The organism is Bradyrhizobium yuanmingense (assembly GCF_900094575.1).
GTDB classification, from domain to species: Bacteria; Pseudomonadota; Alphaproteobacteria; order Rhizobiales; family Xanthobacteraceae; genus Bradyrhizobium; species Bradyrhizobium yuanmingense.
Window position 1 is genome coordinate 269473 of sequence record NZ_FMAE01000010.1, and the last position, 18874, is coordinate 288346.

Here is an 18874-nt window from a genome sequence, read left to right on the forward strand (position 1 = left end):
TCCTTTCGACGGCCTACCAGCCGCGCATCCGGGGCCATCGCGCTTCGATCGCCTCGCTGTCCGCGGAAACGACGTTGTACAATTCGTGTTGCGACGCCGTCGCACAGGCGTGATTGGGCAGGATGCGGACCTTCGCGCCGATCGGAAGATCGGGCAAAGCGTGCGCCGACCCGGGTCTGACGGCGAGGATCCCGTGCTCCTGGCTCGCTTGGGAAACAATCAGGTCGGGAAAGACTTTGCCCGCCACGTCGCAGACCAGACCGTATCCCTGGTCGGCCGGCTGTGCCGCGGTGCCGCGGTCGCGCGACAGGGCCATCCAGCCCGCATCGACCAAAATCCAGCCCTTCTCGGGCTTCTTCCCGATCACAGTGGCGAGCACCGAGATTGCGATGTCGTCGGTCGTACAGACACCGACGCCGTGCATGACCAGATCGAAGAACATGTAGACGCCGGCCCGCATTTCCGTGACGCCGGTCAGGTCGTCGGCGAAATGCGCGGTCGGCGTCGAACCGACACTGACGACACGACATTCATGGCCGGCCGCGCGCAATGTCATCGCGGCGGCGACGGCCACGGCGCGCTCGCTCTCCGCAGCCGCGACAAGGGCCGCAGGCGTACTGAGGCCGTAGGATTCGCCGGCATGGGTGAGAACGCCGGCGATCTTGACGCCGGCCTCGGCCATGGCGGCCGCAACGACCACGAGTTTCGGATCGGTCGCGGTCAGCCCACCGCGATGACCGTCGCAGTCGATCTCGACAAGGGCGGACGGTGTCACACCGGCTGCGCGCCCGGCCGCGCCAAGCATGGCAGCCTGCTCAGGCGAGTCCAACAGCACCTTGATGTCGATGCCTGCTTTCTGCAAGCGCATCGCTCTGTCGGAGGTGTGCGGCGCCAGACCTACCGCATAGGTCATGTCCCGGAAACCGTGCTGTGCGAAATACTCCGCCTCCGCCAGGGTGGAGACAGTAATTGGCCCGGGCACGGACCGATAGACGCGCCGGGCGACGTCAATGGATTTTCCGGTTTTCATGTGGGGCCGCAGCACCACACCGCGCGCGGCCATGCGCGAGGATAGACGGGCAAGATTGCGATCCAGCCGGTCCCTGTCGAGCAGGAGGGCGGGAGTTGCCAATGCGGCCAGCGTCGCGGCGGCCTTGCCACTCTGGATATCTGTCCCGCGCATCGCCTGGCCTAGCACGTCGATGTCTCCTAGCCGAACGACTGGTTGGCAATTGCGAAGCTGCGCGCCGGACCGGTCGATTGCGCCGGCATCCCCAGGGTCATGGTGGTGGCGTCGCTGACATGCTGCAGGCCAATGCTTTCGAGCCACGGCCCGAGTTGCGATGCCGCAGACGTATCGATGCGGACGAAACGCCCACCAAGGCGTGCGAGCGCTGCCTCGATCAGCGCACGTGCATCGGTCGGGCTTTCGGCCGCAACAGGGCCAATGACATGCCCGCGACCGAAAAGCCGGGAGATGGCGTAACCGCGGGCTATGCCGTCACGGTGCAGGACATAGCCATCGGCGTTTTGGACGAGCCGATCCAGCATCCGTTGCCTTTCCCAACCGGTGGCCTCGCGATCGAGCCGCACGACTGCATCGAAATCCGATGCAGCCATTGCCCTGACGAGGTCCGAGCGCGGCGACCTGCCGGTTTCGCTTGGAATTCCCTGATGCTGGTGGATGACCCCGATCGGCACGAAGCCCCGGCGTCGGTAAAGGGCGATGCCTTCGGCTGTCGAATTCAGCGCGACCGTTCGTGGGCGCGCGGACGTCAGCAACGCGTCCATGAGTCGCGCCCCGTAGCCGCGGCCCTGAACAGCCTTCGCGACGATGATCATCCCGGCGGAAGCATGCGTGTCGCCATATGGCCACCACGCCGCCGTTCCGATCACCGCTCCGGCGCGCTCTAGGACGAAGCCACGGCCCAACTGCAGCGCGACATCCCAATCCTCGATCCGGTAGGGCCAGGACATCTCTTGCGAGAGTCTTAGCGCGCCCTCCAGATGCGATCTGGCGAATGGAAGCAGGACCACATCTTCATGGACGCGATCTTCGGCCGCTGCGGTCGTCATGATGGGGCAAGTCTCTTTCGGTTTGCCGGCCAGATCGCCAGTGCCAAGACGAGGGCTATCCGGGTGATCCTCGCATGGTCCGCAGCCTATCTTGCGCCTCACAGCATTACGTATCGGACTGGAGCCAAGTTCGGCACAGCATTTCAATGATGATGCGATTGAACGACCGATCTGCTGTCAGCGGCTGGCGCGCCACAGAGCGATGCGGTCCCGCATGCGATAGCCCTGAATGAACGCGGACATGAACCAGCGATTGCCGCGATAGAACGGGATGAAGGCGGGAGGGCGGAAGTCAAAGGCAGTGCACGCCTGCGCGTCATGTCCCATCAGCTTGTGCGCCGCATGCATGCCGACCCATGGCGCCCAGACCACGCCTGAACCGCAGAAGCCGGTGGCATAGACGATGCCGTCCTGCTCGAAGATGCGAGGAATCATGTCGCGGTTCATGGCGACGTTGCCGAACCAGCTGTGCGAGAGGCGAACGCTCTCCAGTTCCGGAAACAGATTGACCAAGCCCTTGCGCAGAAGCAGCTTCGGAGCGATTGGATCGCCGACGCGAGAGCTGTCGCGGCCACCGAGCAGAATGCGTCTGCCGTCGGGCGAAGGCCGGTAATAGAAGCCGACCTCCCGATTCTCGGTGATCATCATCCCTTTCGGCATCAGCCGCGCCATGACGTCGGGCGCGAGCTCCTCCGTTGCAATGATCCGGCTGCGCACCGGGACCAGCCTGCGGCGCAGGAAGGGCACGGCACCATCGGTGTAGCCGTTGGTACAAACCAGCACCTGACGCGCCTGCACTGGACCGGCCGCAGTGACGACGCGGAATGCGCCATCTCTTTCGATTGAAGTTACTGGCGTCCGGGCGTGCACTGCCAATCCGGAAGTGAGCGCAACCCGCAGCAATTCGGCGTGGAATTTGGCTGGGTGCAGTCCGCCGATATCCATCCGAACCGTACCGCCGCGATAGACATCCGTGCCGATGTACTTGCGCTGCTCGGCGTAAGGAACCGCATAAGCTTCTATCCCGAGTCTCTTCGCGAGCCTTTCTGCAGTACGAGCCATGGCTTCGTATTGCTCATAGCCGAAGGCGCCCTTAAACTGCCCCACCGGCTGGAAGTCGCAGGCAAGGCCTTCCGTCTTGATGAAATCGTACAGGAACTCGCGTGCGGCCTTGCCTTCCGCCTCGATCGCCAGCGCCTTCTCTTCGCCGAAACGCTTCGTGAGCGTTGCGTAGTCCGGCCGAATGGACCCACTGGTAATTCCGCCGTTGCGCGTGGAAGCTCCCTCGCCCGGATCCATTGCGTCAAAGGCTGCAACCGAACGCCCCTCGCGCGCGAGCGTCAGACCAGCCGAAAGTCCCGCATAGCCCGCACCAACGATCAGCACGTCGAGCCTCTTGGGCAGTGGTTGCCGAGGCAGCGGCTTGAGCGGGGCGGCTTCCCACCAGTATGGCGTCGCCTTCTCGTCTACTCTGGGCGCATGCATGGCATTCGTGTCTCTTATGTCTTGTGGTGTCCAGCCGAGGCTTGGCTCGGCTGATCAGATGTGATCGTTTCGAACGTCGAGGGCATCTCGCAAGCCATCGCCGATGAAGTTGAAGCTCGTCACCGCAATCGTAATCGCGGCGCCGGGAATGATCGCGAGCCATGGAGCGCTCGCCAGATATTGCTGGGCGCCATTGAGCATGTTGCCCCAGCTCGGCAGCGGCGGCTGGATGCCGTAGCCGAGAAAGCTGATATAGGCTTCCAGAAGGATCGCACGGGCGACGGCGAGGCTTGCGGCGACGATGATTGGACCCATGGCATTGGGCAGGACCTCGCGGAACATGATGTGCCTGCGGCTCAGTCCCACCATGCGCGCAGCCTGGACAAACTCGCGCTCGCGCAGCGAGCGGACCTCGGCCTCGACGATTCTGGCGGTCTCCATCCAGCTCGTGACGGCAATGATCACGGTGATCATCACCGGGCTCGGCCGCAGCATGGCGGCCAGCGCCAAGACGAGGAAGATCGAGGGATAGGAAAGGAAGCCGTCCACCACGCGCATCAGCGCTGCCCCGACCCAACCGCCGCGATAACCCGCCGTCACACCGACCAGGGTGCCGATCAGCGTCGACAGCAGCATCGCGGAGAATCCCACCAGCAGCGACACACGCCCGGCCTCCAATAGCCGTGCAGCCAAGTCACGTCCGAGGGGATCGGTGCCGAAATAGTGGTGCCCGCTGAGAGGCGGCGCAAAGCGGGCACGCAGATCGATCTGGAGGGAGTCGTAGGGCAAGGCATAGGGGCCGATAGCGCACGCCAGCACAAGCAGGGTGATCATCGCGATGCCGACAAGCGCCAGATGATGGCGCATGAAGCGCGCCACCGCACGGCTGTGCCACCACCGAGTAGGAGCTGCGTGCACGACAATGGTGGTCATATCTGCTGCCTCCTGGTAACAGGGCGAGCCGGCGGGCTCAGCCCAGACGAATGCGCGGGTCGACGGTAGCGATGACGATGTCTGCGATCAGGTTGCCCAACACGACCAGGATGGCCGAGAATATCAACAGTCCCATCACCATCGGATAGTCACTGTAGCCGAGGCTGTCGAGAAACAGCCGCCCCATTCCCGGCCAGGTGAAGACAGTCTCGGTCACGAGTGCGCCGGTCAGAACGCTGGGCAATTGCATCCCGGCCAGGGTGATCATCGGCAACAGCGCATTGCCGACGACGTGCTTGAGCAGGATGCGTCGTTCGCTCACGCCCTTGGCGCGGGCGGTCTTAACGAAATCCTGACTTAGCGCATCGAGCGTCGCCGTGCGCATGTAGCGGCTCCAGATCGCGACATGAACCAGCGACAGCACCAGGCTCGGAAGGATCAGATGGTGCAGATAATCCAGCACCGAGCCGTCGCCGATCGTGTACATGTTCCCCGCAGGTACCCAACCGAGCTTCAGCGTAAAGATGTAGATGCCGATGAGGCCGAACCAGAAGGTCGGGACCGACAGTGCCACCATGGCACCCACCGTCGCGCAATAGTCGAACAGGGAATAGCGGTGGGTAGCACCGCGAATGCCGATCCAGGTGCCGGCCGCGATGGCCAATACGGTGGACGTGCCCATCAGCAGCAGCGTCGCCAACAGATGTCGGCCAATCACCGACAGCACCGCCGAGCCATCGCGGAAGGAGTGTCCCCAGTCGCCCCGGATCAGCCGCGAGGCCCAGTCGAGATACTGAAGCCACAGGGGCCGGTTCAGCCCAAGCTGGGCTGCGAGGCGCTCGACGTCCTTCTGGGTCATGCCGGGATCGAGCCCGAATTGCGCGAGAGGGCCGCCAGGCATGAGGTTGAGAACCGTGAAGCCGATGATCGAGACGATCACCAGCAGCACGATGCTCTGCGAGAGACGGTTGAGCAGGAAGCCGGACATGCGAGCCCTCCATTAGCGTGACAGGACCACCGGCCGCTCCTTGCAGGGCGGCCAGGACATCAGCTCGCCCAGTACCAGGCCAGCGCATTCCAGGATTCCGTGCGCGTATTGCCGTTCGGCACGAAGCCGTTGATGCCCTTCTTGAGTCCTTCGACCGCATTGCTCTGGTACAACGGAAGGAACGGCAGGTCGCGACGAACAAGTTCCTGGACGCGAGAGTAGATCGCGCGCCGGGCTTCAGGATCGAAGGTCCGCGCGCCCTTGTCGAGCAGAGCGTCGACCTCCGGATTCGCATACTGCGCATTGTTCGAGCCGCGACCACCCTTGGCTCCGATCGAACGCGAGTGAAGGCGATTGGTGACGTCCGGATCGGCACCGATCAGGTACGAGCTACCGACGATCACGGAATCGAATTGCGATTGCATCCAGAACTCGCCCCACATCACGGCGGCGGGCAGGTTCGATATCTTCATCTCCACGCCCAGCTGAGCAAACGTCTGCTGCAGGAATTGCTGCACCTGCTCGCGGAGCGGATCTCCGGAGGTGGTCGAATTGGTGAACGACAGGCGAACACCGTTCTTGGTCCGAATGCCGCCTGCTCCCGGAGCCCAGCCCGCCTCGTCGAGAATCTTGCGCGCGCGATTCAGATTGAACTGGTGCAGCGGCAGGCCGGCATTGAAGTAGAAGGACTGCCGCGGCATGAACGTCTCCGTCGGCGTCGGCACGCCGTAGTAGAGTCCCTGGATGATCGCCTCCTTGTCGATCGCCGCATAAAGCGCCTCCCGGACCGCATGCTCCTTGAACTGCGGGCGCTCGAGGTTCAGGTAGAAGGACTCGAACGAGGCCCTTGGGACCAGCGTCACCACGCGGTTCGGCAGCTTCTTGGCTTCACCATAATGATCGGGAGTGATGTAGGGCTGACCGACGAGATCGATGTCGCCGCTCTTGAACTGGGTGTAGAGGACGGTGAGATCGGGAATGTACTTGAAGACCAGCCGCTCGATATGAGGGCCTTCACCGAAGTATTCGGTGTTGGCCACGAGTTCGAGATGGTCACCGGCGACCCGCTTGCCCCACTTGAACGCGCCGGTGCCGACCGGCGCCTGGTTGAAGGCGGCATTGTTCGGATTGGCCTCTTTTTCCAGGATGTGCTTGGGCACGATGAAGGTTTCGGTCAGGAACGACAAATACGGCGCAAAGGCCTCTTCCATTCGCCACGAGATCTCCGTGGGCGAGACCACCGTGATGTCCCGCACGAGAGAATGGCCGGACGTGCGCCAACTCCGGAAGTTGGGGTTCGTGATCAGCTCGAGCGTGAACTTCACGTCCTCGGCGCTGAAAGGCTTGCCGTCGTGCCAACGGACATCGTCACGCAAACGAATGCGCCATTTGAGACCGTCTTCCGAAATGCCGCCGTTCTTCTGGCTTGGCACTTCCAATGCAAGATTGGGCTGAATGACGCCTTGAGGATCGATGCGGAAGAGTGCGTCGAAGACCGAGAAATGCACACCATCGTCGACTTCAATGTGGGCCATCAGCGGATTGAAGACGGTCGGCTCCTGCCCAAGTCCGACGATCACGCGGCCGGTTGGCTTTGCCGGAGAGGTGCGCGCGAGGGCCGGCTTGCCCAAGAGATTGGGCGCGAAGATGCCGGCGGCTCCGCCAATTGCCACCATGCGCAGGGCATCGCGCCGCGAGTAGTTCGATGTCGCAGAACGCTCGGTCATAACGTCTCTCCTTAGCTGTTGTGTCCGACGTGGCTTTCATCTTGAGGCATGCTCCCGGGCTGCTCGCCGGGGATCGCTGCCACCAGTTCTCGCGTGTAGCTGGATTTCGGGTTGAGGAAGATCTGGGACGGCGGCCCCCGTTCAACGATCTGTCCTCGATGCATGACGGCAATTTCATCGCAGATCTGGCTTGCGACGCGCAGATCATGGGTGATGAAGATCATCGAGACGCCCGTCTCGCGTTGAATCTGATCCAGCAGCCTCAAGATCTGGGCCTGGATCGATACGTCGAGCGCAGAGACCGCTTCGTCGGCGACCAGCAGCTTCGGCTTGAACATCAGCGCCCGCGCGATGCCGATGCGCTGGCGCTGCCCGCCGGAGAACTCGTGCGGATAGCGGTCGAAGGCTCCTGAATCGAGGCCGACATGGGACAGAAGCTCCCGCGCCCGCTCGGCAGCCTCGCTGTATGGCACCCCATGCGCAACGGGACCGACCGTGAGAATATGCCCGACCGTCGATCGCGGATTCAGCGAGGCAAAGGGATCCTGGAAGATCATCTGGATCCTGGGCCGCAGCGATCGAAACTCGGCCTCGGAAAGCCCGGCAATGTCACGCCCTTCGAACAGAATCGAGCCGCTGTCGCACTCCATGAGCTTGATCAGCAGCCGACCGAGCGACGACTTGCCCGAACCGCTCTCCCCGACGACGCCGAGCGTGCGGCCCGACGTGAGGTCGAAACTGACCCCATTGACCGCAGGGACGATGCGTTGCGTGCGCAAAAGCGCGCTGCCGCTGCGATAGGTTTTTGCGAGGCATTCAACCTTGAGAATGGCAACTGGGTCACCAGCTTCCAAGGGCACACGGTTTTTGCCGGTCAGGTGCGGGACGGCTGCGATCAGTCGGCGCGTATAGAGGTGGCTTGGCGACTTCAGCACCTGCTCGGCACTGCCCTGCTCCACGCAATGGCCTTTCTCCATCACCACAACGTAATCGGCGATCTCAGCCACGACGCCAAAATCGTGGGTGATGAACATGACGCTCATCCCCTTGCGGCGCTGAATGTCGCGGATCAATTTGAGGATCTGCGCCTGGGTCGTCACGTCCAGGGCGGTGGTCGGCTCGTCTGCAATCAGGATCGCGGGCTCGAGAGCCAGAGCCATGGCGATCATCACGCGCTGCCGCTGTCCACCCGAAAGCCGGAATGGATATTGATGATACATAAGCTGCGGATCGGGCAGACCCACTTCAATCAACAGATCAATCGCCCTGCTGCGACGGGAGGCCGGCGTTCCGACGTCGTGCGCAGCCATCACCTCTTCGATCTGCGCGCCCACGGTCATCAGCGGGTTGAGCGCCGAGAGAGGGTCTTGAAAGATCATTGAAACGATGCGGCCGCGCAGGCTGCGGAGCTTGTCGGGCGAGAGGCCCACCATGTTCTCCCCATCCAGGTGGATCGCACCCGAAGAGACCCGGATCGCTTTCGGTAGAAGCCCCATGATCGCATTCGCGGTGACCGACTTGCCCGATCCGGATTCCCCGATGATACAGAGAATCTGCCCGCGTTTCAGATCGAAGGAGATATTCTCGACGGCGTAGGCTCGCTCCATTCCTTCCGGCAGACTCACGGTCAGCTCGCGCACCGACAGCGCGACATCGACGGGGCTTGCCACCTGGATGCCAGAGGCCATGAAAGCATCCTCCTTTTTCAAGCCGGTGCCGTCATCTTGCTGCGGCCGGCGCCTTCGGCTCCTTGCGCCTCCACGCTCCTTGGACAGGTCGATAATTCGCCGCTCAACTTGCCATTCCTTCGTTGGAGGCTGCGACATGATTCAGGCCTCTTCGCGCAAGAAGCAAGAGCTGTTGCTTAGAGCGCAGCACCGACCTAATTGGCCAGCTCGATCGAAGCGAAGCTCAGTTGGCATCCACGTCATGGCTTGATCGCTTCCGCGAAGGCCTGCTCCTGGACAAGGCTCATGCAAGTTGCCTCTTTGGACTTCGACCATCGATCGGTTGGTTCTGCCGATCTTGACGATGTCGATCACCGCAGAGTCGCCGAAAGCCGGCATCGAAGCAGCAGGAACTTCTGAAAACGAAGTCCGATTTGGCATTTCAGTCTGCGCCGCGAGACCCGCCGTGGCGCCCAGCCAGGAGGGAGCGCAATGGATTGCGCGAGCGCGTGCGTCTGGCTGGCCGCCTGCAAGCTGCGATGCAAGCAAAGTATTTTCGCAATAATAGCCTGTGTCAAAGGCAGCAAACCGCAGGATATTCGGTCTCACGGCGAAAGTCCGTGAGGGCTGCGGCAATTCCTCGGTTACGCTACGGCAACCACCGGAGATCCCCAATCCGATGAGCGCGCCGCTCCTGCATATCGAATCCAATCCATCCCTACCTCGTGAGGCAGACGTCGTTGTGATCGGCGGCGGCGTCGTGGGCGTGTTCACAAGCTACTATCTCGCCCGCCGCGGCCTCAAGGTTGCTTTGCTTGAAAAGGGCCGCGTCGCCGCCGAGCAGTCCAGCCGCAACTGGGGATGGTGCCGCCAACAGAACCGCGATGCGCGCGAGTTACCGCTTGCGACCAAGAGCCTGGATCTCTGGGAAAGGGTTGCCGGAGAGACCGGTGAAGATACGGGTTTTCGCCGCTGTGGGCTTTTGTATCTGTCGAACGACGACAATGAGCTGGCCGGCTGGGCAAAGTGGCGAGACTTTGCCAGGACCGTCGGGGTCACGACGCACATGCTGAGTGCGGAAGAAGCGAGCGAGAGAGGCAGGGCGACCGGTCGCAAGTGGAAGGGCGGCGTCTTCTCGCCGACAGACGGCACGGCAGATACTTCAAAGGCCGTGCCCGTCGCCGCGCGCGGCATCATGGCGGCGGGTGGCAGCGTGCACCAGCTTTGCGCGGCTCGTGGCATAGAGCTCACTGCCGGCCGCGTCAGCGGAGTGGTGACGGAAGCGGGCACGATCCGGACGAAGACGGCGGTCATGGCAGGAGGTGCATGGGCGTCCTCGTTCTGCAACCAGCTGGGAATTCGCTTCCCGCAGGCATCCGTTCGCCAGTCTATTCTCGCCGTGGCCCCTGGCGCCGCCGGCCTTCCTGATGCCCTTTACACCGGGCTCGTCTCGCTCACGCGGCGCGGCAATGGCGGATACACGCTCGCAATCAGCGGGCGCGCGCGAGTCGATCCGACGCCGCAGCAATTCAGGTTCGGCCGCGAATTCCTGCCCATGTTCGCCCGCCGCTGGCGAAGTCTCAGCCCTGGGGCTTTCGAGGGCCTGCGGCACGGCCATGAATCCCTGGCGAAATGGGGGCTCGATGAGGTGACCCCGATGGAGCTGAACCGGACGCTCGATCCTCGCCCTGACATGAGGCAGATTCGGGCGACACATCGACGAGCTTGCAAGCTCGTGCCGGAACTTGAGCGCGTCGAAATCTCAAACGTCTGGGCCGGCTACATCGACAGCACGCCGGACGGCATTCCAGCAATCGGTGAAGTTGAGTCCATTCCAGGGTTCGTCCTTGCGGCGGGATTCAGCGGCCACGGTTTTGGAATTGGCCCAGGCGCGGGTCATATGATCGCCGACATCATCACGGGTGATCCGCCGATCGTCGACCCGCGCCCCTACAGGCCGGCGCGGCTGAAAAAGAGCGCCTGGGGCAAGGTCAGCGAGTTCTGAATTGCAGCTTCCGCCTCGGTGGGAAAAGACGCTGGTTGATGCTATGACAATGCATATGACGCTGAAGTCTCAAAGCCCTCACGCCGTTGTCGGCCCCATCTGATGGCACTGCTATGAAGCTCGATAAGATCGACATCAGGATTTTATGCGAACTGCAGAAGAACGGGCGGATCTCCAACGTCGAGCTCGCAGAGCTGATCAACCTTTCCCCGAGTCCGTGCCTGATGCGCGTCAAGAGGCTCCAGACGGAGGGCTTCATCACTGGCTACTCCGCCCAGATCGATGTTGCCAAGCTCGGACAAACTCTAACCGTCTTCGCTGAAATCACCCTGAAGAATCACCGGCAGATCGATTTCGCGCGCTTTCTCACGACCATTGAAAAGATCGATTCCGTCGTCGAATGCCACCTCGTTTCGGGTGGGTACGACTATCTCGTCAAGTTCATCACGGCGGGTATCAGCGAATACCAGGCCGTCATGGAACGGCTGGTCGAGATGGATATCGGCATCGACAAGTATTTCAGTTTTGTCGTGCTGAAGTCCCCGATCGTGAAATCCCATCTGCCGCTGGAAAGCATATTCAACGGTTGACAAACAGGCGCAGCGATTATCCTCTCATCGCTGCGCGCACGTCCCTATCTTCCAGCGTCTGGTCCAGCGTAGTCCTTGTCCGCTCGATGATGCCGTCGATGTCCGCATCCGTGCAGCAGAGCGGCGGCGCATAGCCGAGCACGCCCTGGGCAAAGGCGCGGATGACGAGACCGTTGTCCCATGCGCGGTCGAAAATACGGCGCGCTGGATCGGCTTCCGCCGGCAGCGGCGTCTTGCGCTCCTTGTCAGTGACGAGCTCAATCGCAGCCAGCATGCCGCGACCGCGGACATCGCCGACGAGCGGATGATCCGCCAGCGCGCGAAGGCCTTCCATGAGACGGCATCCCGCCTTCCGGCCGTTTTCCAGCAAGCCGTTTTCGTAAAGATCAAGGCACGCAAGCCCGACAGCTGCGCTGACGGGATGTGCCGAATAGGTGTAGCCGTGGCCGATGGCAGCCTTGCCGGCGCCATCAGCGATCGTGTTGTAGACGCGGTCGGACATCAGAACGGCCCCCATCGGCACATAGCCCGAGGTAAGCCCTTTTGCCGTTGTCATGAGATCCGGCACGACGTCGTCCTCTTCACAGGCGAACAACGGACCGACACGGCCAAAGCCGGTGATGACCTCATCGGCAACGAACAGAATGTCGTGCTCCTTGCAAACAGCGTGCATCGCTTTCATCCAGGACGGCGGCGGAACGAGGACGCCTCCGGACCCCTGTATCGGCTCGACATAGAAGGCCGCGACGCGTTCGGCGCCGAGCTCGGCGATCTTGGCGCGCAGAGCCGCGACCGACGCCGCAATGATCGCCTGGGGATGCGAACCGACGGGGTTCCGATAGGCGTAGTGCGAGGGAATTTTGTGCTGCCAGCTGTATGGCACTCCAAATCCCGCATGAAAAGCCGGCAGCGCCGTCAGGCCAGATCCTGCCGTCGACGATCCATGGTAACCAGATTCGACGGAAATGAACTGGTCCTTCTGCGGCCTACCCTTGGCATGATAATAGTAGCGGATGAACCGGATCGTGCTGTCGACGGCGTCGGAGCCGCCCAAGGTGAAATAGACATGGTTCAGATCGCCAGGCGCCAATTCAGCGAGTCTGGCGGCCAGCCGGATGGCCGGGTCGGAGCCCAATCCGAAATAACCCGTCGCATAGGGCAGCTCGCGGAGCTGCCTCAAAGCCGCTTCGACGATGCTGTCCTGCCCATAGCCGGCATTGACACACCACAGGCCGGCGAAGCCGTCCAGCAATTGACGGCCCGAGACATCGGTCAGCGTCGCGCCTTTCCCTGACTTCAGCACGCGGACGCCAGTCGCCTCGTGGCTGCGATAGGATGAGACCGGATGAATCAGATGCGCGCGATCGAGCTCAACCAGCGAGTTGCTCAACATGTTGTCCTCCAGATCAACCGCACGCTTGTGCGGCACTCCCAATGTCTTCGGAGCTCAACGTAAGACGCCCGGAACAGCAGTTGCTCCCAGGCATGACATGGACGCAAGGCGTTTTGACTTTGATTGACGATCGACGCGGCATCTTGTGCCGGCATCGGCCTGTGCCTGGCATTGGCGCTCAACTCGGAGGCGCCTTTTCACACAACTCTCTGCCACGGCGCCGATCCGATACGACACAATCTGCTCTCCGTCGCCGCGACAGCGGTGCTTTATCCGGTCCTCTGCTCGCTATGATCCCTGTCGTACCGGACCGCGGTGCGTGAGGACCGAAAAGGATCGAGCGATGGCAACGTTTAGACCGAAATACATCACCTTCGACTGTTACGGCACGCTGACCAATTTCGACATGGCCGGCGCGGCAAGGAGGGTCTACGGCTCTCAACTTTCTGCCACGACGATGGCAAGCTTCATCAAGGATTTCGCTGCCTATCGCCTGGACGAAGTTCTTGGCGCGTGGAAGCCGTACTTCGAGGTCGTGCACAATTCAGTAGAGCGCGCTTGCAAGCGCAACGGTATCGTATTTCGGCCGGAGGATGCCCAGCGCATCAATGAAGAGATCCACACGTGGGGTCCACATCCGGACGTCCCGGCGGGTCTGGCCAAGGTTGCCAGGGAGATTCCGCTGGTCATCTTGTCGAACTCCATGAAGAACCTCATCATGTCCAACGTGGACAAGCTCGGCGCTCCCTTCCACACGGTCATCACGGCCGAGGAGACTGGCGCCTACAAGCCGCACATGAAAGGCTTCGAATACATGTTCGACAAGCTGGGCTGCGGCCCGGAAGATATCACTCACGTCTCCTCCTCGTTCCGCTACGATCTGATGACCGCCTACGATCTGGGCATCAAGAGCAAGGTCTGGGTGAACCGCGGTCACGAGCCCGCGAACCCCTTCTATGAATACACCGAGGTGGCTGACATCGGAGGGCTTGCCGCAGCAGTCGGCCTGGAGCCCCTGCGCAAGAGCGCGTGAGCGCAGTTCCCTCAGGTTCTCTCGTTGCGCTTCAGTTCTTCAAAAGCTTCAATCGAGATCGGTGCGCCGTGAAGCAAAAAAGGGGGCGGTTCGACCGCCCCCCTTTCTTGCTTCAGATATTGGGCCGCTCAGTCCAGACCGCCGACGTGGAGCGCCTTGGTCTCGAGATATTCTTCTATCCCGAGTTGAGATCCCTCGCGTCCTAGGCCCGACTGTTTGACACCGCCGAAAGGCGCCACCTCGGTCGAGATCAGGCCGGTGTTCAAGCCGACCATGCCGAACTCGAGCGCCTCGGCAACACGCCAGGAGCGCTTGAGGTTTTCCGTGTAGAAATAGGCGGCAAGGCCAAAAGGCGTGCCGTTGGCGATCGCAATCGCCTCGTCCTCGGTCTCAAAGCGGAAAAGCGGTGCGACCGGCCCGAAGGTCTCTTCCGAAGCCAGGAGCATCTCAGTTGTTGCGCCGCCGAGCACGAGAGGGCGGGCAAATTGCCGACCTTCCGGCACCGCCTCACTCTCCGAGATGATCTTTGCGCCCTTATCCAGGGCGTCCGTGACATGCCGCTTGATCTTATCGATCGCCGCGCTGTTGATCATCGGCCCGATTGCGACCCCCTCTTCCGTCCCGCCACCGACCTTCATTTTTGCAACCCGGCTGGCGAGCTTCTGGGCGAAGGCGTCGTAGATGCCAGCTTGCACCAGGATGCGATTGCAGCAGACGCACGTTTGCCCGCCATTGCGGAATTTTGACGCAATCGCTCCCTCGACCGCCCGGTCGATATCGGCATCGTCAAAGACGATGAACGGCGCGTTGCCGCCGAGCTCGAGGCTGAGCCGCTTGATGTTGTCGGCGGCGCCCCTCATCAGCAAAGCGCCGACGCGTGTCGATCCGGTGAACGAGATCTTGCGGACGGTTTCATTGGCCATCAGCTCCGCGCCGATGTCCGCCGGCATGCCCGTCACGATGTTGATCACGCCCGCCGGGATTCCGGCCCGCTCAGCCAGGACAGCGATGGCGAGAGCTGAAAAAGGCGTAAACTCAGATGGCTTGATGACCACTGTGCAGCCCGCAGCAAGTGCTGGTGCCACCTTGCGGGTTATCATCGCGTTGGGGAAATTCCAGGGCGTGATGATCCCGCAGACGCCGACCGGTTCTTTCAGCACCAGAATGCGGCGATCGACGCTGGGCGCCGGGATTGTCGATCCGTTGATGCGGCGGGCCTCTTCGGCAAACCATTTGACGAAGGATGCCCCGTAACGGATCTCTCCGAGAGATTCAGCAAGCGGCTTGCCCTGTTCCAGCGTGAGCAGAAGAGCCAAATCCTGCTCATGGTGCCGCATGAGCTCATACCAGCGCTCCAGCAGCGCAGCACGCTCTGCCTGAGCCCGGGTCTTCCAGTGCTTGAACGCGGCGGCCGCCGCGTCGATTGCTGCCCTGGTCTCGTCTCGGCCCATATCCGGGATCGTGCCAAGCACTTTCTGGCTGGCAGGATCAATGACATCAACGGTGGCTCTCGTGCTCGCGTCCCGCCAGTTGCCGCCGATCAGCGCTTGCTGGCGAAACAGATCCTTGTCCTTCAATGCAATCATGGGCTTGCTCCTTGGTTTCGGGCCCGGCCTCACCATCACTGCCTGGATTTGCGCGTGGCGAGACGAAGCCATCTCATGCGAGCAGTACAGAACTGCACGCCGCATTTTTCATTGAGAATGAAGTGTCTGGCCGCGTTGAATCTGGTCAGGCGCTGCCCCGGAGGTCGAATATTCCGAGGGCCGCTAGTGCAGCCCTCAGCATTGTCTCAATCATAATGACAGACGTAGATCTTTCGCACGGTCTCGATCGTGCGCCAGACGCCAACGAAGCCGGGTTTCATCACAAAGCTGTCGCCGGCGCGGTACCTCCTGGTCTCACCACCCTTTTCCTCGATCTCGATGAGACCCGAGAGAATGTGACAGAACTCGAACGTGGTGCCCTTGATGGAATGAGTCTCGCCGGGTGTCGCTTCCCAGACGCCGGTCAGCACCTTCTCGCCTTTCGAGGCGTCCTGTGCCCAGGTCTTGAACGATGGATTGCCGGAGATGAGCCGTTCCGGAGCAGGCAAGGCGTTCTTCGGTGCGAAGTCCGGATTGGTGTCAATGGTGACCAGAAGGGACATGGCTTTTTTCCTGTTAGTAACCGAGTGTTCGATCGACAAGGCCGATCGGATTTCGTCCAGCGCGGTGGCGCCGGATGTTCTCTATGACCGATTGTGCCGCCGTATGCGGTTGGGTCACGGACGCGATATGCGGCGTGATGATCACCTTCGGATGGGACCAGAGTAGATGGCCGTCCGGCAGCGGCTCGGGATCGGTGACGTCAAGCATGGCGGCTGCAAGGTGCCCGCTGTCGAGCGCCTCGATGAGTGCGCCCTGGTCAAGCTGCGGGCCGCGGCCGACGTGGAGCAGCCTCGCTCCAGCTGGCAAAAGCGAGAAGAGCCTTGCGTTCAGGATGCCGCTTGTTTGCTCCGTCAGGGGAAGAAGACAGACGAGGATATTCGTTCCTCGCAGGAAGTCACCAAGCTGGGCGTCCCCATGAAAGCAGGTGACTCCCTCGACAGTTTTTTCGCTGCGGCTCCACGCGGCGATGGGAAACTGGAACGGCTTCAGGCGGTCGATTGCAGCTTGCGCCAGCATGCCAAGCCCCAGGAAGCCAATACGCCGATCGGTCGCCTGGGACGTTGGAAGCGCTTGCCAAACGCCCCTTCTCTGCTGCCCTTGGTAGGCCAGCATCTCGCGATGCAGCGTCAGCACACCAAGGACGACGTATTCCTGCATCATGCGTATGATGCCATCCTCGACCATGCGCACGAGCTTCACGTGGCCAGGTATGGTCTCCGGATTGAACTGATCGACGCCGGCGCCGATGGAAAAGAGCAGCTCCAGATTACAAAAGCGCGAGACATCGTCTGGCACGTTCCAGGTCAGCAGGTACCGTATCTTTTCCGGATCGATAGCTTCGCTGCAATGGTAAAATTCCAGGTCAGGGAGCTCACACGCAAAAGCCTCCCGGAAGACTGCGCCCCTGGCAGCATCAGAATTGAAAAGAAATGCCATCGATGCACGTCTCCGCCTCGCTCGGTATGTCGACGACGTCGGGAAAAGCGACTAGCCTTGCAAGACTTTCGCGGGGATTCACGGCGATCCGGTCTGCCTCCACGATTTTTGCCGAACACCGAGAGGATAGCCGCGAGCCGGAGCTTTCCCTGCCGAATTACGTTGCAAGACAGGCCGAAGATTTCGAAAAGAGGGCCCAAACAGGGGAAACCTGCTGGCTTTCCGTGCGATAGTGGGCGAAATAAGCCCGCTACCCTGGCGGAAAAGAAAAGGCGCGATGTGCGAAAGATTGGCATCCCGCGAAGGAATGGACGAGTCGAGATGGGACGAACGGTACGTGTGAAGTCCTTTGAGCTGGCCGCGAAGGACATCAACGACGTTGATGTGACGCTGCTCCACGCACTCTCGACCGGGGTTGGCTGGCCGCATCGACCCAAGGATTGGGATTTTTTGCGCCGCGCAGGTCACGGCATCGTAGCCGTTGATGGCATAGGACGCGTCTTCGGCAGCGCGATGTGGTTCCCATATGGCCGCGAATTCGCGACCATTGGCCTGGTGATCACATCGCCCCGAACCCAGGCGCAGGGTACCGGCCGTTGGCTCATGGAGCAGGTGTTCGAGCGGTGTGGCGACCGGACTCTAAGCCTCAATTCGACCGATGCCGCGTATCATCTGTATCTTTCCCTCGGCTTCACGAAGGAAGCCACCGTCTATCAGTGGCAGGGAGAGGCCGTGTCACCACCTCCGCCAGTGCCGGCGCTCGACGGCGAATTGAGCCCGCTCACCGGGAATATCCAAGAGATCACAGCACTGGATGAACGCGCGTTCGGGACCAGTCGTCAGAGGCTGCTTGCATTGCTTTCTGAAGGTGCGTCAATCTGCGTCCTGCGTCGTGGCGGTGAGACCGTCGGTTATTCCATGAAGCGCGAATTCGGGCGCGGTCATGTGATCGGCCCTATCGTCGCCAGCAATGATTGTGACGCGATCCATCTTACGGCCGTGCATCTCAAGGATCTCGCCGGAAAGTTCGCCCGCGTTGATACGCGGGAGCAGACGGGTCTGTTTGCGGATTTTCTTCAACAGAGCCGCCTCGGAATGAACGATACAGTCACTACCATGTCCAAGGGACGGCGATTCCTGAACCGAAAGGGAAACGAGCCGTGGGTTTACGGGCTGGCCGGTCACGCGTTGAGCTGAGGCTGTGAAGCGAACTGCTAACAGTCCAGCTCGTGCTTCACGGGAGGGACAGAGCGAGAGGGAGAACACGTCCCGCCCAAAATAGCGGATCTATCCAGATGCTCCTCGAAGCGTGGCGCTCGCCTTCCCGGACGACTGGTCGAGGCAGGCCGCGGCCCCGCTCCTAGTTATGCGCCAAAGCGGTGCTGCTAGGTCGATCCTTCCTCTACGGATTTGCCGCAAGGGGCTGTGGCATCCAAGGCCCTGGCTATCCTTTTCGAAGAGATCGACAGAACGCTGGCGCTCATCGGCTGTCCCGCAGCTTCTCGATCGAACGAGTTATTCATCGCACCGTCTGCGCTCTTGCCGATTACGCAGAGCCGCTCGAGCACGTCCGTTTTCCTCGCCAGAGTGTCCTAATCTACGACGCTCATGTAATCCGCCTGTACTGCGCGACCCTCGCGCTGTATCTCATGCTGCGAATGTGCAGTGAGGGACAGAGCCAAACGGGTGTGTGACTTAGTCTCGCCCACAGAGAGGGTCGATCAAGCCAAGCTTCCAACCGAAACGTCCGTTCTGCGCGAGGTCTGGCCAAGTCTTTGAAAAGCTTGGTGGGCGCACCAGGGCTCGAACCTGGGACCCGCTGATTAAGAGTTCAAAACCGGCGCCTCTCTACGATTTCTGAATCTGCGCTACACTACGGTGAGGTCGAAGA

15 protein-coding genes are annotated in these 18874 nt (G+C 61.4%); 4 read left to right on the forward strand and 11 right to left on the reverse strand.

Features of this window, described 5'->3' with window-relative positions; translation table 11 throughout:
• Positions 1-13: 13 nt before the first annotated feature.
• From GA0061099_RS32060 to GA0061099_RS32090, 7 genes are all read right to left on the reverse strand, one after another.
• Entirely contained in the window at positions 14-1183 is a 1170-nt protein-coding gene (locus GA0061099_RS32060; protein WP_036025135.1) for an alanine racemase, read from the reverse strand.
• 26 nt (positions 1184-1209) lie between these two features.
• A complete protein-coding gene (locus tag GA0061099_RS32065) occupies positions 1210-2076 on the reverse strand; it encodes a GNAT family N-acetyltransferase (RefSeq protein ID WP_036025133.1) in 867 nt (288 codons plus the stop codon).
• Between the two features lie 177 nt (positions 2077-2253).
• Entirely contained in the window at positions 2254-3561 is a 1308-nt protein-coding gene (locus tag GA0061099_RS32070) for an NAD(P)/FAD-dependent oxidoreductase (protein WP_036025131.1), read from the reverse strand.
• A 54-nt stretch (positions 3562-3615) separates the two neighbouring features.
• The gene (locus GA0061099_RS32075; RefSeq protein WP_036025129.1) at positions 3616-4494 is read right to left on the reverse strand and encodes an ABC transporter permease; all 879 of its coding nucleotides are present in this window, start codon (positions 4492-4494) and stop codon (positions 3616-3618) included.
• 37 nt (positions 4495-4531) lie between these two features.
• Complete coding sequence (locus GA0061099_RS32080; RefSeq protein ID WP_036025127.1) at positions 4532-5482, reverse strand: ABC transporter permease; 951 nt, start codon at positions 5480-5482, stop codon at positions 4532-4534.
• A gap of 59 nt (positions 5483-5541) precedes the next feature.
• Positions 5542-7209, reverse strand: coding sequence for a peptide ABC transporter substrate-binding protein (locus tag GA0061099_RS32085; RefSeq protein WP_036025125.1), 1668 nt, complete (start codon positions 7207-7209; stop codon positions 5542-5544).
• Between the two features lie 11 nt (positions 7210-7220).
• The gene (locus tag GA0061099_RS32090) at positions 7221-8897 is read right to left on the reverse strand and encodes an ABC transporter ATP-binding protein (protein ID WP_036025124.1); all 1677 of its coding nucleotides are present in this window, start codon (positions 8895-8897) and stop codon (positions 7221-7223) included.
• A 658-nt stretch (positions 8898-9555) separates the two neighbouring features.
• Between GA0061099_RS32090 and GA0061099_RS32095 the strand changes: the two genes are divergently transcribed.
• Together GA0061099_RS32095 and GA0061099_RS32100 are read left to right on the forward strand one after the other, a co-directional pair.
• On the forward strand, positions 9556-10881 hold the full coding sequence (locus GA0061099_RS32095; RefSeq protein ID WP_036025119.1) for an NAD(P)/FAD-dependent oxidoreductase: 1326 nt from the start codon (positions 9556-9558) through the stop codon (positions 10879-10881).
• A gap of 113 nt (positions 10882-10994) precedes the next feature.
• On the forward strand, positions 10995-11471 hold the full coding sequence (locus tag GA0061099_RS32100; protein ID WP_027544593.1) for an Lrp/AsnC family transcriptional regulator: 477 nt from the start codon (positions 10995-10997) through the stop codon (positions 11469-11471).
• A gap of 16 nt (positions 11472-11487) precedes the next feature.
• Here GA0061099_RS32100 and GA0061099_RS32105 read toward each other — a convergent pair whose 3' ends face one another.
• Positions 11488-12864 (reverse strand): aspartate aminotransferase family protein, encoded by a 1377-nt coding sequence (locus GA0061099_RS32105; protein ID WP_036025159.1) that lies wholly within the window; start codon positions 12862-12864, stop codon positions 11488-11490.
• A gap of 343 nt (positions 12865-13207) precedes the next feature.
• On the opposite strand from GA0061099_RS32105, the gene GA0061099_RS32110 reads away from it, so the two are divergent.
• Positions 13208-13897, forward strand: a complete 690-nt coding sequence (locus GA0061099_RS32110) for a haloacid dehalogenase type II (RefSeq protein ID WP_036025117.1) — start codon at positions 13208-13210, stop codon at positions 13895-13897.
• Positions 13898-14025: 128 nt separating this feature from the next.
• Here the strand turns inward: GA0061099_RS32110 and GA0061099_RS32115 are convergent, their stop codons facing one another.
• The 3 genes from GA0061099_RS32115 to GA0061099_RS32125 form a co-directional block, all read right to left on the reverse strand.
• Positions 14026-15483, reverse strand: coding sequence for an NAD-dependent succinate-semialdehyde dehydrogenase (locus tag GA0061099_RS32115; protein ID WP_036025115.1), 1458 nt, complete (start codon positions 15481-15483; stop codon positions 14026-14028).
• A gap of 206 nt (positions 15484-15689) precedes the next feature.
• On the reverse strand, positions 15690-16046 hold the full coding sequence (locus tag GA0061099_RS32120; RefSeq protein WP_027544597.1) for a cupin domain-containing protein: 357 nt from the start codon (positions 16044-16046) through the stop codon (positions 15690-15692).
• Between the two features lie 13 nt (positions 16047-16059).
• Positions 16060-16983 (reverse strand): 2-hydroxyacid dehydrogenase, encoded by a 924-nt coding sequence (locus GA0061099_RS32125; protein WP_036025114.1) that lies wholly within the window; start codon positions 16981-16983, stop codon positions 16060-16062.
• Between the two features lie 321 nt (positions 16984-17304).
• Here GA0061099_RS32125 and GA0061099_RS32130 point away from each other — a divergent pair, with 321 nt between their 5' ends.
• Positions 17305-18180: a GNAT family N-acetyltransferase gene (locus GA0061099_RS32130; protein ID WP_036008192.1), complete on the forward strand. Its 876-nt coding sequence runs from the start codon at positions 17305-17307 to the stop codon at positions 18178-18180.
• The last annotated feature ends 694 nt before the right edge of the window (positions 18181-18874 follow it).